The organism is Arcticibacter sp. MXS-1, assembly GCF_041902385.1.
Classification (GTDB): Bacteria; Bacteroidota; Bacteroidia; order Sphingobacteriales; family Sphingobacteriaceae; genus Arcticibacter.
The window spans coordinates 4,113,896-4,128,688 of the sequence record NZ_CP169244.1 but is presented as its reverse complement, the minus strand read 5'-3'; the positions used below and the strand labels follow the sequence as shown (position 1 = coordinate 4,128,688).

Annotated in this window: 10 protein-coding genes and 1 pseudogene; 3 read left to right on the top strand and 8 right to left on the bottom strand. The window is 46.9% G+C overall.

Translation table 11 applies throughout. The features are described 5' to 3' along the window. Positions 1-18: 18 nt before the first annotated feature. Positions 19-2,871: a prolyl oligopeptidase family serine peptidase gene (locus tag ACES2C_RS17860; protein ID WP_374164421.1), complete on the bottom strand. Its 2,853-nt coding sequence runs from the start codon at positions 2,869-2,871 to the stop codon at positions 19-21. A gap of 594 nt (positions 2,872-3,465) precedes the next feature. Beyond that, entirely contained in the window at positions 3,466-3,654 is a 189-nt protein-coding gene (locus ACES2C_RS17855; protein ID WP_374164420.1) for a hypothetical protein, read from the bottom strand. Between the two features lie 451 nt (positions 3,655-4,105). Between ACES2C_RS17855 and ACES2C_RS17850 the strand changes: the two genes are divergently transcribed. Together ACES2C_RS17850 and ACES2C_RS17845 are read left to right on the top strand one after the other, a co-directional pair. Then, positions 4,106-4,897, top strand: coding sequence for a phosphatase PAP2 family protein (locus tag ACES2C_RS17850; protein WP_374164419.1), 792 nt, complete (start codon positions 4,106-4,108; stop codon positions 4,895-4,897). A gap of 305 nt (positions 4,898-5,202) precedes the next feature. Next, positions 5,203-7,086, top strand: coding sequence for a DNA topoisomerase IV subunit B (locus ACES2C_RS17845; protein ID WP_374164418.1), 1,884 nt, complete (start codon positions 5,203-5,205; stop codon positions 7,084-7,086). A gap of 109 nt (positions 7,087-7,195) precedes the next feature. On the opposite strand, the gene ACES2C_RS17840 is transcribed toward ACES2C_RS17845, so the two are convergent. From ACES2C_RS17840 to ACES2C_RS17820, 5 genes are all read right to left on the bottom strand, one after another. After that, on the bottom strand, positions 7,196-7,624 hold the full coding sequence (locus tag ACES2C_RS17840) for a nuclear transport factor 2 family protein (protein WP_374164417.1): 429 nt from the start codon (positions 7,622-7,624) through the stop codon (positions 7,196-7,198). A gap of 285 nt (positions 7,625-7,909) precedes the next feature. Then, positions 7,910-8,338: a nuclear transport factor 2 family protein gene (locus ACES2C_RS17835; protein WP_374164416.1), complete on the bottom strand. Its 429-nt coding sequence runs from the start codon at positions 8,336-8,338 to the stop codon at positions 7,910-7,912. A gap of 123 nt (positions 8,339-8,461) precedes the next feature. Further along, positions 8,462-9,511, bottom strand: coding sequence for a hypothetical protein (locus ACES2C_RS17830; RefSeq protein ID WP_374164415.1), 1,050 nt, complete (start codon positions 9,509-9,511; stop codon positions 8,462-8,464). Between the two features lie 96 nt (positions 9,512-9,607). After that, a complete protein-coding gene (locus tag ACES2C_RS17825; protein ID WP_374164414.1) occupies positions 9,608-11,320 on the bottom strand; it encodes an alpha-amylase family protein in 1,713 nt (570 codons plus the stop codon). 109 nt (positions 11,321-11,429) lie between these two features. Then, positions 11,430-12,377: a DUF2027 domain-containing protein gene (locus ACES2C_RS17820; RefSeq protein ID WP_374164413.1), complete on the bottom strand. Its 948-nt coding sequence runs from the start codon at positions 12,375-12,377 to the stop codon at positions 11,430-11,432. 127 nt (positions 12,378-12,504) lie between these two features. Between ACES2C_RS17820 and ACES2C_RS17815 the strand changes: the two genes are divergently transcribed. After that, positions 12,505-13,407: a histone deacetylase gene (locus ACES2C_RS17815; protein WP_374164412.1), complete on the top strand. Its 903-nt coding sequence runs from the start codon at positions 12,505-12,507 to the stop codon at positions 13,405-13,407. Here ACES2C_RS17815 and ACES2C_RS17810 read toward each other — a convergent pair. Beyond that, positions 13,404-14,752, bottom strand: a pseudogene (locus ACES2C_RS17810) (MATE family efflux transporter). The gene ACES2C_RS17815 and the pseudogene ACES2C_RS17810 sit on opposite strands and share 4 nt — an antisense overlap. Positions 14,753-14,793 lie beyond the last annotated feature (41 nt).

Genomic DNA, 14,793 nt, shown 5'->3' with positions numbered 1-14,793 from the left:
AAAGAAACAGAGACTCATTTAGTTTTGCCCCGATGTCTGGAAGCCCCAGTTGAGTCCCTTCTCAATAGCTGGCACTCCTCTATCCATCCACTGCGGCATAGGAGCCCCCTTCAGGAAGTGATCAAAGAACTGCTGTTCTCGTCTTTGTATGTCTTTTCTGTTCTGTCTTTGCACCAGGTTATGCGCTTCGTTATTATAATTGAGCATCCATACCGGCTTTCCAAGCCTGCGGAGGGCGGTGAACATTTCAATGCCCTGATACCATGGCACCGCTCCATCAGCATCATTTGCCATTATGGCGACGGGCGTCGTCACATTCGGAAGGTGAAATAACGGCGAGTTCTCAATATAGAGTTCTGGTTTCTCCCAAAGCGTAGCACCAATTCTGCTCTGTGTTTTTTCGTACTGGAACTGTCTGTTCATGCCCGTCTCCCATCTGATACCTCCGTACGCCGAGGTCATGTTCACCACAGGAGCACCTGCCCATGCAGCGGCGTACATGTTGGTCCTGGTGATCAGGTGAGCTACCTGATAGCCACCCCAGCTCTGTCCCTGAATGCCGATTTTGCTTCCGTCCACCCAGGCATTCTTCTTCAGAAACTCTACTCCCGAATTGATGTACTCTTCTGCCGACCTGCCCGGATGTCCGGTCTCATACGAAATATCCGGAGTGAATACCATGTACCCGTTGCTTACGAAGTAAGAGATATTCAACCTCGACGGGGTAGGAGCGGGCGCGGTATATGCATAGAGACGATCAGTGAGCTTTTCGTAAAAGTAAACGATCATCGGATACTTCTTTGACGGATCAAAGTTTTCGGGTTTGTACAGTACCCCTTCCGACTGGTGGCCTTTTGGAGTAGTCCACTTTATTAGTTCAGCCGTACCCCAATTGTAGTTTTTTTGCTGAGGATTAAGTGAGCTTAGCCTGGTTTCCTTCCTGAAGTCGGCAGAAACGTAAAGATCAGGCGACAGCAGAAAATTCTCTTTTTTGTAAATGAAATAAGACGCGTCCCTCGCAGCTACCGGCCTTGAGTAACTGATTGGCCCCATGGTCAAGAGCTGAGGGTCTCCTTTGGCTGTGAGGGTAGTCTTATACCAGCCCCCGTATTTGTTTCCATAATTGAAGGCATCTAAGTAGAGCGGTTGCTTTAACTTCGCTACCTCGGGAAGGTTGTCATCCTCTTTCTGCTCTTTTTTCTTCTCGAAGTTGAAGAACCTCAGACGGATGTTATGGCGTCTTCCGTAACCATTTGTGAGATTTCTTGCGGCTCCGGAAGCGAGATCGAAGTTCCAGATGTCGTAGCGGTCGTAAATAAGTGCGCCCTTGTCGTCCTCCAGGAAGGCCGACAGCCCATAAGCGTCAGGATCATCCGGCACATCGTTGGTCTCATCGTAAAAGTTTACCTTGAGGTTCTTATTGAGGCAAATCTGCGATTTCTGCCTGATGTCGTATGAATACCAGTTGCGGTCAGTTCTGTTATACCATACCACAAACTTTCCCCCGGGGGACATCATGACATCGCCGGTGATATTCTCAGCTATCCGGCGCCTGCTTCCATCTTTGACAGAGATGAGGTAAATATCGCGCTTGCGTGAACCGGTCCACTGGGTCTCAATGCGATGTCCCTCATCCGAGGTGCCAAGTATTTCTTCCTCCGTGCCATTTTCTGGTGCGATGATCCTGTTCATCTTCTGATCACCCAGCTGAATTACTTTTTCAGGGGTAGCAGGGTAGATTAAAGCGCTATAGCTTCTCTTTTGATCTTTTTCCAGGTTTTTCAGCTGCATTGGCTGAATGTAATCGTCCTTGTAATTCCAGATGTCCACCTTGGCTACTTCGAAATCTACCAGGCTAGTATCTTTTAAAAGCCCCAGCGGGGCAGTACCAAAGAAGAGCTTTTTGCCATCCTTGCTAAACTTAATCTCTCCATCTGCACTGATGCTCCAGCCCTGGGGAACGCCGGCTGTCTGGTGCGTGGCTATAACAGAAGCGCTGTCTTTCCCTGTTGCATAGTAATAAAGCTTGTAGTACTTGAACTGCGACTTGAGCGGCTCGTTCTCTGCAGCAAATGCGAGCTGTCGCCCTTCAGAGTCAAAAGCGAGGTTCTTGTATTCGTTCATACCTGAGCTCACTTTCCTGGTGACTCTGGTTTTGACTTCGTAAATGGCGACTCCTGATGATTTAGTGCTGTCTTTTTTGGTTTTCGCTGTTGCCATAGCCAATGCACGGCCATCCGGGGTATAGCAAAATTCCGTTACCGAAGTAAAGGTCTCGCTTCGCTTGTTGCTCAGGTTATATACAGTCAGTTTCGCTCCCTGTTTTTCCTGCTTGTCCTTCGTGTCCTCCTCCTCGTCTCGGCTATTATCTTTCTTGTTAGTAGAACCCTTTTTTGTACTGTCTGTATCCGCATAAGAAAGCCAGGCTACAGAGCCGGCCCCTTTCTCTGGTACCTTGAACGACTTCACAGCGGGAAACTTTAGCAATGAAAGGCTGGCCAGATTAAGCAGCCCAAGGCTGTCCTTCGGCATCTGCGAGCTTTTCGTTTTTTTGATCCTTGCCGTTCTTGTTTCCTTAAACGTGGGGCTGATGGTAAAAACAACGAACTTAGAGTCTGTGGTGAAACGTGGTTTGGCTCCCCGTTCAACTACTTTAGTTTTTCCGGAGAGACGCTCTGTAATCACCAGTCGCGCGTCGCCTTCCTGAGGAGTTACAGCGTAGACGATCCATTTGCCATCATCAGATATGGCCTCGGAAGCAACGCTTTGCCATCCGTCATAGACCGAATGATCCAGCGGTTTCTTTATGCTTTGGGCATACTGCTTACTGCAAATTAAAAGAAGTGTAAAAAATAGCAAGTGTGTTCTCATTTATGACTATAAAAACTCAAACTTAGTTATAAACCGAGCTTTTTCTTTCCTTGAATGTTAAGATTCTCTCGTTTTGGTCTTTTTCTCTCGTTTTTTTTACAAGAAGCATTCATGAGCTGTGCTCTCAAACGGGGATAAAAGAGAATTGAATATTGTTTCTGGCCTTTAAAAACTGATATACTCTCAGAATGATCTTCCGAATAAGTAAATACAAACATGAATCAGAACGCAAGGGATGTCCCTTCTTGCCTTCGGACGTAACGATGTGGCGTTATTAGACCTACGAAAGACGTGCGTTAATGCCGCCAGACTTTGCCTCGTGACTAAATTGGAGACTATGAGAGTTAAGCGGTAATGACGGATCTACACGATTTAAATAATCTGAAGCGCTTTTCGAAGAAGGTCATAAAAACAATAAGCCCGCGATGGCGGGCCTATTTTCTTATTGTTTAACTGAGGGAAAAAGAACGATTGTATTCAATGTGGGGCGGCTGTGACAGGTTATAGAGCAATGTGTCTTGCTTCAATACTGTCTGCCGACTTGTATTTTTGCTAACGGAAGCAGGTGACCTATATTGGCGATCAATGCCGGAGTCATTCGTCTTCCTCGGGGTCAGAGAGGTTATTTTTCCTCATCTCCGCCTCTTTTTTCTGACGTTCAAGCTGCTCAATATCGCGGGGATCAGAAGCCTGTTCGGGAGCTTTCGGATTCTCCCATTTTTGCTCTTCATTTTCTCCGTTGTTTTTGTTGTCCTGAACTTGTACTCTGTTTACTACTACCATAATAAAGCCTTTGTACTGACTGATTCCAATACTATACCAAAGACTGCACGTTGCTGGTTATGCTCGAAAAATCTGAAAAAAACCTGCTTTTTCCTCCTCAGGCAGAAGGATTAGAAGGGGAAACGTGTCGAAGTTGTTAGTATTGCCATACATCCCTTGTATGATATCCGCGACACCGAGGGCTCTCATAGACTTGCCCGGTGCTTCAGTACAGATGTGTGATGTTCCGCGACGCTGGTTTCTGAATCTTTATTGTTAGTGAGGAGAGATCGCTAATAATTTTTAAAGACCGCGATGTGTGGCTCGCTTAATGCCATCACAGGCAAGCTGCCGCTTAATGCGAAGTGGCTAAGATCTCCCAATTATCTTTCATCGCCTTTCGTAAGCCTGGGTCGCAAATGTTTTCGAAAAAGCATAACCCGGGAACACTAAGATCAGTATAAAGTTGAAGATGAAAGCGTTATTGATCTTATTCCTGTTCGTTTGCACAGCGGCAAGTGCTCAGGTAGATTCACTGTTGCTGAGCCAACCAATGGCTGAACCAGCTTCCTTTGTAGAGGCAGGACAATCGGGGGACTTTTTTGAGGCTGGACAACCTAAAGAGAAACTTGTGACCTATGTGCCGCCTGCCTTATTTGTTGCGTATGGTTTTGTTGCCTTAAGCAATCGCTCATTGGTGGAAGTGGACAGGAGCGTTTTTCGTGAGGTCAGGCAGGATCATCCTCATTTTGCAACTGCTATCGATGATTATCTTCAATATTCGCCCGCCATGGCTGCTTGCGTTTTAAACATCGCCGGATTACGAGGGGCACATCCGGTAAAAGATCAAATGGCCTTGTATGTTATCTCTTCGGGTATTATGGGAGGGTCGGTCACAATACTAAAGAAGGCGACCAGGCAGCTTAGGCCAAACGGACGTGCGCATTCATCGTTTCCTTCAGGCCACACCGCGACAGCTTTTGCGGCTGCTGAATTCGTAAATCAGGAGTTTGGATCACGTTCTCCTCTCTTTGGAATCGCTGCATATTCTGCCGCGGCAACAACGGGAATCTTGCGGGTGTATAACAATGCCCACTGGTTTAGTAACGTCGTGGCCGGAGCGGGACTTGGGATCTTGTCGACAAAGGCGGCATACAAGCTTTATCCAGGTATAAGACATTTGCTTAAAGAAAAGGGGAAGATTAAGATCATGCCTTACTATGCAGACAAGGCGGTCGGCGCGTCAGTAACCGCAAAACTTTGACGTTTAATGCGCATTTTGGGCTGATTGGTATTGTCTCTGCCAGAAGCGCCTGGCTTTTGGGATGTAGAGTCTGCTGTTGCGCTGACATTGGTATTTCAGTCAGCACTCTCTGATAAGCTGCTACCTTTCGTTAATCAACTCGCCGGTTACATTGATTGTAGCTCTTTTGCAACGCCTCTCTGGCAGCATGGAGGCTTTCGGCCATTTACTCTCCAGTTGCGCTAAATTATAGCGGGGAAGTTTTATTTTTGCATGGCAAAAGGGGACACGTAGCCTTCGGGTACGTATAAAGCCCCATATCTAGTATGGCAGAGAATACACAATATAGTGAAGATAGTATCCGGTCGCTCGATTGGAAAGAGCATATCCGGCTGCGTCCGGGTATGTATATCGGGAAGCTGGGAGACGGATCGGCTTACGATGACGGGATATATGTGTTATTAAAAGAGATCGTCGACAACTCCATCGATGAGTTTGTGATGGGAGCGGGAAGAACGATCGAGATCAATATATCAGAGCACAAGGTATCAGTACGTGATTACGGACGTGGTATTCCGTTGGGAAAGGTGATCGACTGTGTTTCGAAGATCAATACCGGAGGTAAATACGATTCAAAAGCGTTCCAAAAGTCGGTTGGACTAAATGGGGTAGGTACGAAGGCGGTCAACGCGCTTTCCACTTCTTTTACCGTGCAGTCTTACCGCGATGGAAGGACTAAAATAGCAGAATTTCATCAAGGTGAGCTGATACGCGATGAGGCGGAGAAGGATACCACGCAACGGAATGGAACGGCGATCACGTTTATTCCTGACGATTCTATCTTCCGCCATTATCGTTTTATTCCGGAGTTCGTTGAGAACATGATCTGGAACTATGTATTCCTGAATGCCGGTCTGACGATCAACTTTAACGGACAGAAGTATTTTTCTGAGAAAGGGCTTCACGACCTGCTTTCCAAGAATACCGAGCCCGAGCATATCCGTTATCCCATCATCCATTTAAAGGGTGAGGATATTGAGATCGCCATGACGCACGGTCAGCAGTACGGGGAGGAATATTACTCGTTTGTAAACGGTCAGCATACCACCCAGGGAGGGACACATCAGGCGGCGTTTCGTGAAGCGGTAGTGAAGACCATCAGGGAGCGCTTTAAAAAGGAATTTGATGCCTCAGATGTGCGCGCTTCAATTGTTGCTGCAATTTCTGTGCGTGTACAGGAGCCGGTATTTGAGTCGCAGACGAAGACCAAGCTGGGATCTCTCAACGTAGGTCCTGACGGACCTTCTGTTCGTGCTTTTGTGAACGATTTTGTAAAGAAGGAGCTGGACGACTACCTCCTGAAGAACCCCGAGACAGCAGATGCGTTGTTAAAGCGGATCCTTCAGTCGGAAAGGGAAAGGAAGGACATCGCGGGAATCAAAAAGCTCGCAAATGAGCGTGCAAAAAAAGCTTCTCTACATAACCGGAAACTCAGGGATTGCAAGATCCATTTCGACGACAATCATGAAAGGAAGCAAGAGACTACGCTTTTTATCACAGAGGGAGATTCGGCAAGCGGTTCTATCACCAAATCGCGCGATGTAATGACTCAGGCGGTTTTCAGTCTGAAAGGAAAGCCCCTTAACTGTTTTGGTCTGACCAAGAAAGTGGTGTATGAGAACGAGGAGTTCAATCTGCTGCAGCATGCGCTGAACATTGAGGACGGCCTGGACGGACTTCGTTATAATAACATCGTTATTGCAACAGATGCGGACGTGGACGGAATGCACATCCGTTTGCTGATGATGACTTTCTTTCTGCAGTTCTTCCCTGATCTGGTAAAGGCGGGTCATGTTTCCATTCTCCAGACGCCTCTTTTCAGGGTTCGTAACAAGAAGGAGACGATCTACTGCTATAGTGAGGAGGAAAAGGTTCGGGCGATTCAGAAGCTTGGGGTAAAGCCTGAGATTACAAGGTTTAAAGGGTTAGGCGAGATATCGCCTGACGAGTTTGGCCTCTTTATAGGGAAGGACATTCATCTGGAACCGGTGATTCTTAAGGAGACGAATATTCGTGCGCTCCTTGAATATTTCATGGGAAAAAACACGCCTGACCGTCAACAACACATTGTAAAGAACCTGCGGGTAGAAAAGGATGATGCACAGACTGCTGCATCAGCCGCTACCATTGCAGAAGAAAGTGCAGCGTAGTATGCCGTTTCTGCACGGCAAGTAAAAAAGGAAGGCCGGAAGCAGTTAGTGCTTCCGGCCTTCTCTTCGTAATCTAATCTCCCTTCTGATTAAATTTCTTACAAGCGGCTTAATTGAACACGCTAGAGACGTTGGTGATCTTCCAGCCCTTGTCTGTGTGGGAAATTGTTACGTAGTTCGTTCTGGTAAATACATCGTAGGTCATTGTTACTTTAACAATTGACTGCGCGTCATTCTGTTCAACCACGGAGTAAGAAGTCTTGCAATTTTGCTCCATGTTTTCTGATCCCTTCAGTGCGCTCAGCATCTGTGCTCTGTTGAAGTTTACAATCTTTTGTCCCTGTGTCATTGTGAACTTTACATCGTTGTCAAGCACTTCGCCAAAGTCTTTAATCTTGCCCAGCGTCATGGCGTCAATGTAGGTTTGAACAGCGTAGCTCATGCTAAGCTTCTGGTCTTTTGCTCCGTCGTCCTTTGAAAATACGGTGAAGGATAATGCTATACAGAATGCGGTGATTATAGTTTTTAAAGCTTTCATAATACTGAATATTAGGTATGTTAGTTTTTTACTAATTAAACGTTTTAGTACTATTGAAAGTTAGTCTTTTACGCCCTCTGCTGCACTTTTAGTAAATATTTAAGCCGTTTCGCTACTTCTTAAAATTCGTTTAATAAAGCTGCGAACTGACATTGTTTCTTATTACAGAATGAGAAAAAACTGAGAATTTTTAATTGTGATCCAAATCACAAAATGCTCTTTTGATCTATTTCTTTCAAGGCTTCGGCGAATTTTCTTCTCGAAAATAGCCTTTCGGTAAAATTATCACTTGTAAGAGACGGATACATTGGTCAACTTCCATCCCTTTTTGGTCTGTACCACCGTAACAAAATTTACCTTTTTAAAGCTTTGATAATCGAACACGACCTTATATATCGCCTGTGAAAGGTTTTGGTCGACAAGGGTGTATTCCGCTGTGCAATTCTGTTTAACGTTTTCTGCCCGCCGCACTTGTTCAAGAATCTGCTCGCGGGTATAGTTCTCCATCTTATCACCCTGGGCCACCGAAAACTTCACATCGGCATCAAGGACTTCATTTAAGAGCTTAACCTTGCCCTCGGTAAGTGCATCGACATAGGTCTGGATCGCATAATCAACCGTGAGCTTCCGCTCTTTTGAATTTTCATCAGCAGCAAACGAACTAAGCGTAATTCCGAAATAAATTGCTGTTAACATTAAAGCTACTCTTTTCATGGCTGTGTCTTTTGTGGTTTTCTTTATACCATAGACTGCTCTGAAAAAAATGTGTTACAACGATGATCCTTTTTTGGCGACTTTTAACAAAACCTTAACATCTTGCAACAACTCCTTGCTGTTTTATTGCCTTTTTTCGAAGAAGACCTTGAGCTGTTCTTCCACAAGCTCGCCCATGTTACTGCATTTGTTAAAGGACTCGCGCTTGTGGTACTCGCTTAGTTCCAAAGCAAGGTTCTTTACTTTATGGATAGGCGAGATCTCCTGGATTTTCATTACTGCAAGCAGGTCGCGTAAGCGATAATGCACCAGTCGCATACGGTTGTAAATAAGACTGCGCTCTTCCTCCTGGTATTGTCGCATGGTTGCTTTATCCATGTGTTTCATGCCGAGCATGACCAGCGGATTGTTTTCCTTGAAGAAGTGGGGAAGGTAAAAGTTGCGGCGGCCTTCGTAAGACTGCTGGTCGAAGTCAATGGCCCTCATTCTGTATTGATTGCCTTCGATATCGGGTGTGATGTGGACGACGTAGTTGTAAGATCGCATGTCACCCAGCAGGCGGATGAAGCAACGTTCGTTAAACTTTACGAATTCCTTACAGATACGGATCTGGTTAAATTTAGAAGTATTGAGACGCTGTTTTATGAAGATGTCTCCGGGAAGCCCTGAAATGTGCTCCTCAATAAGCGTTGTACCATCGGTGAGGTAGGTAATGCGGTTTGGGGATAAGATGTGTTCCAGTTCCAGGCCGTATACTCTTGAAGCATCTGCTATTTTTACATAGATGTAGTCGTAGTTGTCATTGTAGCGGTTGATCACCCGGATACGGAAGGGTTTGGAGTTTCCGAAGGTACAATAGTCGATCTGAGCGATGGTGAGATTTTCGGCTACCTGGTTGTCGCCGTCGGCACACATCAGGACGTAGATGGCAACGAGGTTAGGGAACAGCTCGTTCATCTCACTCTGGTCGTAATATACCGTTTGCCATAACGTGTCGTTCCCGCTTTTATCGAGGAGCGGAGTGCTCATCTGAAAGCGCAGCAGGTCGGAGTATTCCACCGGGAGCTTTATTTTCCGGTTATACTTCACCAGGTAGTCTTTCAGAGGATCTATTACAGGATAAAAAAACTTTTTCTTAGAGGGAACGTCTTTTCTTGTTTCGTACTGAGCCATGCACTTTCTATTATTTCTTCTTAAGCTTCGGATGCTAAGTTAGGACTTATAAGCCGGACTTCGTAAGAGTTAAGCAGCTTCGGTTAGCCGGAGCAGTTAGGGTAAGATCTCGTACCACCGGCAGGCGTAGCCCTCCAGCTCGATTTTTACATTATCGGGTCTGCCGATCTTTAGCTTTCTGCCTGACAGCAACTCGTTTAGTGTGCCTGCGACTGACCATGCGGGATCGAGGTGAAAGGCAAGGGGTTCTTTGCTAAAGTTATGGATGATCATAAGGCGCTTTTTTTGATAGCGGTAATCGATCGCCAGGATGTGATCCGTCTTGGAATCCAGCACTTCGAAGTTAGCTAAGCCTATCTCGGGATGTTGTTTCCTGAGGGCCGACAAATGAGTGATGAAATTTAAAAGAGAGCCGGGCGACCGTTGTTGTTCTGCTACATTGAGACGTTGATAGCCATAGCTGCCAAAGCTGATGACTGGTCTTACCGTTGTTCGTGATGAGGAGAAGCCTCCGTTGACCTGAAGCGACCACTGCATAGGGGTACGTACAGAGAGGCGTTCCTGCAGGCTGAGGTCGTCGCCCATTCCTATTTCTTCTCCATATCGTATCACCGGAGCGCCGGGAAGTGAGAACAGCAGGCTGTAGGCCATCCGCAGCTGCCTGGCGTTATTGAGCATGGGAGCAAGGCGACGCCGGATGCCCCGTTCATAGAGCTGCATGTTTGAATCAGGGCCGAACTTTGCAAAAATAAGGTTCCGCTGCTTGGTGCTCAGTCTGGCCAGGTCTACCTCGTCGTGGTTCCGCAGGAAATATGCCCACTGAGCTGCCGGTGGTTTCTGCTTTGTATCCCTTAATGCCTTTACCAGCTCAGAAATGTTTCCGCTTGCCAGCGCATAGAAGAGATATTGATTGGCGTAGAAGTTGAACATCATCTGCATGCCTTCCCCATTGTCGCCGAAATAGTCTTTATTCTCTTCGGGGGCAAGGTTGGCCTCTCCCAGCATAAGCGCGTCGGGCTTCACGGCTTTCATCTCTTTCCGGAATCGGGCGACCAGGTTTAGCATGCGTTCCGGGTTCTCAGAGCCGGTTTCAGGAAGATCGATAATAAAGGGAACCGCGTCGAGCCGATAGCCGTCAACACCTTTCTTTAGCCAGAATTTCAGGATATTGAAGGCCTCTCTTTGTACATCAGGATTTCCGTAGTTCAGGTCAGGCTGAAATTTGTAGAACCGGTGGAAATAGTATTTTTTCGCGACGCTATCGTAACTCCAGGTTTCTTTCTGAACTCCGGGGAACACCATTCCTTTATCTGCATCTGCCGGCTTCTTGTCGGCCCATACGTACCACAACCGGTATTTAGAATTGCTGTCTGCCCTTGCCTTGCGAAACCATGGGTGCTCAACAGATGTGTGATTCAAAACGATGTCAGTAATCACCCTGATTTTCCTGCTTTTCGCCTCAGCAAGAAAACGATCAAAGTCGGCCATGGTGCCCAGCTTCGGATTCACCCGGTAGTAATCGGTAATGTCGTACCCGTCGTCCTTTCCGGGCGATGGCATAAAAGGCGAAAGCCAAATCACATCTACGCCGAGGCTGTCGAGATAAGGGAGCTTTTGTATGAGACCTTTAAAATCACCCAGGCCGTCGCCGTCGCTGTCTTTAAACGTTCCTACCTCTACGTTATAGATAAATGCATTCTTATACCAGGTGTCCTGCTGCGTTTCGGTTCCTTGTTTTTCAGTCCTTCCGCACGACAGGAGGAAAATAACGATGGCAAGCTGCAGTAAGTTCTGCGTCGGGATTTTCATAAAGGCATTAGTCTGCTTTAGTAAGAGTGACTAATTAACGCCATTCTGCCAGTATTGTTTAACTAGGGGCCTTGCTTGAAACCTACCGCAGTATGTCTGAGGCGATGGGTTACTTTAGTAGCACCTCAGTAGCTCCATAACCGAATTTTTCTTTGCGCGCATCCATGAACGTCTTGACATGAGGATGCTTTCCAAGTCTTTTATGAAGTTCGATGCGTAAGGTTCCGTTGCCTACCCCGTGAATAAAAATGATAGAGGGCAGTTTATGAACAATGGCAGCATCAAGACTTTTCTTGAAATGCTCAAGCTGGATCTTCAGGATCTCGCTCTTGCTGAGGAATTGAAAGTCGTCACGAAGTTTCTCTATGTGAAGATCAATCTCCCGTGAAGGCTTTGCTATTTCTTTCTTTTCTTCCGCAGGCTTGAAAAAACTTTCTTTCAGCTTCTCGGGGTCGACTTTTACTTCCTCCTGATCCAGTTGTATGATCCATCCGTCCTGTTTGATCTGGGCTACCCGCTTTTTTGTTCCGGCAAAGTCTTTAGCTCTGAATTTCTCAGTAATCAGGAGCGGGGAGGGAAGCGATATGTTTTGCGTAGTAAAGTAAAGGACTTGCAGATGAAAGGATGGCCACATGTCAAGTTCTGAAAGAGAAGCGGTAAATACCTGCGTTGCGGTGCCGGGATTGACGATGCCGGCAAATTCGCCCCTTAGTTCTTTGGTTTTTTCTGTGACAAGAGTTAGCAGAAGCTGGAAGGACGTGTTGTTAACGAGGTAAAAGTAAACCACTGATCCCTTCCGCTGGTCGGGTACTACGGCGAGATGGATTCCTTTAGTTTCAAAAGTTGCAGCAGGAGCAGTACGCTCTGCGGCGTTTCCCTGTGCTGAAGTACTATCATAGACATGTCCGTGAACACGCGTTACCTTGCTGGCCAAGACGGGAATTTCAAAGTCATCATCTCCTGTTACACCGATCATCTCATCGTTGAAGATCCTGGTGATGTAACCTTCCCTTTTTTCGTCCACGAAACGAACAAATTCTCCTAATTTATAATCCATTTTTGTATGAGCTTCACTGAGACGCGAAACAATCTTCTTCGTCTCAAAAGTAAGAGCAAAGCTAGGGAATTTTAAGACGATATCGCCGGCGTCATCAGTGCTTCTTCCTTTTTCGTACTTTCGGTCCGTGTTGAAAGTTGCTTTTGATCCGATATATGTTCACCCGCTTCCGGAAGGGCATCGCTTTCCGATGCTGAAGTACGAGCTCATACCCGGGCAGTTGCTTTATGAGGGACTAATAAGGCCTCCTAACTTGTTTTCTCCGCGCCCAGTTGACGAGGAGGTTGTCTTGTGGACGCATCAGTCCGAATACTGGATGGCGCTTCGCGACTTGACGCTTAGCGCCCGGGAAGTAAGGCGCACTGGTTTTGCGCTCAGTAGTGCGCTGGTAGAACGTGAGAAGAGGATCGTCCAGGGGACAATTGAGGGGGCTCTTTATGCCTTTGAGCACGGAATTGCTTTTAATGTTGCGGGTGGTACCCATCACGCCGGCTATAATTGGGGAGAAGGATTTTGTCTGCTCAACGACCAGGCTGTAGCTGCCAATTTTCTTTTGCACCGAGGGCTGGCAAAGAAAATCCTGATTATTGATCTCGATGTTCATCAGGGAAATGGTACTGCTCAGCTATTCGAACATTATTCTGAGGTGTTTACTTTTTCAATGCACGCGGAGAAAAATTTCCCGTTTAGAAAGGAACGTTCCGATCTTGACATAGGCCTCGACATTGGTACAGGAGATGAGGAGTACCTGAGGATTCTACAGTCTGCTTTACCGAGCCTTTTTGATCAAGTAAAGCCTGATTTTGTATTTTACCTTTCGGGAGTGGACGTGCTGTCGACAGATAAACTGGGCCATCTGTCTCTGACCAGGCAGGGGTGTAAAAAGAGGGACCAGATTGTTTTAGAGCGCTGCCGTGCGCTGGGGATCCCTGTGCAGGTGAGTATGGGCGGCGGCTATTCAACCAATATTGTTGACATTGTTGAAGCGCACTGCAATACCTTTAGAGTGGCAAACGACATCTATTTTTAACTCTGGAGTCGCCGGCTGAAAAAATTATAGCGAAAGTAAAGAAGTATGGATGATGCCAGCAGTCCGAATGTAAGCCCATACCAGATGCCGTTAGCGCCTAGTTCCAGCTTTATGCCGAGAAGCCAGGCGAGCGGCAGACCAATGATCCAGTAGGCGATAAAGGTGATGAGAGTTGGTACGTTGACGTCGCCCATCCCCCGTAACACGCCAAGACCGACAACCTGAGAGCCGTCAAACAGCTGGAACAGTCCGGCAATGATGAGGAGGGGAGCCGCTACCTCAATTACGAGTGTGTCGGCAGTATAGATCCAGGGAAGCCATTTGTTGCAGATTACAAATATCAGGGCGGTAACCGACATGAATACCAGTACAATGTGGTAGCTGGCATTGGCAGAAAGCCGGAGGTCGTGATAATTTCCCTTGCCGTAGTTGTTGCCCGTCTGAATAGTAGCTGCCGCTGATATGCCGCTCGCCATCATATAGGTCATAGACGCGAGGTTGATTGCTACCTGATGGGCCGCCTGCTGAATAGCGCCAAGGGTTCCCATCAGGATGGCAGCTCCGCTGAAGGCGCTCACCTCAAAGGTATATTGCATCGCCACAGGTGCACCGATCTTCAGGATGCGGAAGGACGTGAACTTGCAGACTGCTTTTGTGGTGAAGCTCTTCAAATGCTCGCGGAAGTTTGGGGAGCGCATGACATAAAAGCCCATCACGATTGCCATAATGGTCCGGTCTATCAGCGTACTCCAGCCCACGCCTTTGACTCCCATTGGCTCAATCCCAAACAAGCCTTTGACAAAGGTAATTCCGAGGCAGATATTGATGATGTTCCCTACAATGGAGATGGTCATCGCCTGTCTTGTGAAACCGAGTCCTTCCGCAAATTGCTTAAAGGTATTAAAGATCATCAATGGAATGATCGACATTCCGAGAAGCGCCAGGTAAGGCTTCGCGGTTTGTACCACCTGCGGATCCTGATCCATATGGTCGATCACCAGAAGCATGCCGAAATACACGGCCACAAATAACAATACGCTGATGACAATATTGATAAAAAGACTGTTGATAAGCAGCTTGCCGCACTCTAAGTAGTTGCCCCGTCCGTTCTCCTGCGCTATCAGGGGGTAAGGCCATAAGCGATACCAATGCCTGCCACCATCACGATAGTGAAAATACTGTTCACCAGCGATACTGCTGCCAGGGAAATGGTTCCGGCAAAGTGCCCGACGATGACGCTGTCTGCAGTGTGCACCAGTGTATGACCGAGTTGCGAGATCACCACTGGTATTGCCAGATTTAAATTACTCTTATAATACTTCCTGTAAGTTGCTGCTTGAAACATAGGGGAGGCAAAGATAAGGTATATTGACGTGAATAGGATAG

Bases quoted from the DNA above. Each gene is read 5' to 3' on its own strand.
- ACES2C_RS17860 (WP_374164421.1), bottom strand. From the start codon at position 2,871: ATGAGAACACACTTGCTATTTTTTACACTTCTTTTAATTTGCAGTAAG.
- ACES2C_RS17855 (WP_374164420.1), bottom strand. From the start codon at position 3,654: ATGGTAGTAGTAAACAGAGTACAAGTTCAGGACAACAAAAACAACGGA.
- ACES2C_RS17850 (WP_374164419.1), top strand. From the start codon at position 4,106: ATGAAAGCGTTATTGATCTTATTCCTGTTCGTTTGCACAGCGGCAAGT.
- ACES2C_RS17845 (WP_374164418.1), top strand. From the start codon at position 5,203: ATGGCAGAGAATACACAATATAGTGAAGATAGTATCCGGTCGCTCGAT.
- ACES2C_RS17840 (WP_374164417.1), bottom strand. From the start codon at position 7,624: ATGAAAGCTTTAAAAACTATAATCACCGCATTCTGTATAGCATTATCC.
- ACES2C_RS17835 (WP_374164416.1), bottom strand. From the start codon at position 8,338: ATGAAAAGAGTAGCTTTAATGTTAACAGCAATTTATTTCGGAATTACG.
- ACES2C_RS17830 (WP_374164415.1), bottom strand. From the start codon at position 9,511: ATGGCTCAGTACGAAACAAGAAAAGACGTTCCCTCTAAGAAAAAGTTT.
- ACES2C_RS17825 (WP_374164414.1), bottom strand. From the start codon at position 11,320: ATGAAAATCCCGACGCAGAACTTACTGCAGCTTGCCATCGTTATTTTC.
- ACES2C_RS17820 (WP_374164413.1), bottom strand. From the start codon at position 12,377: ATGGATTATAAATTAGGAGAATTTGTTCGTTTCGTGGACGAAAAAAGG.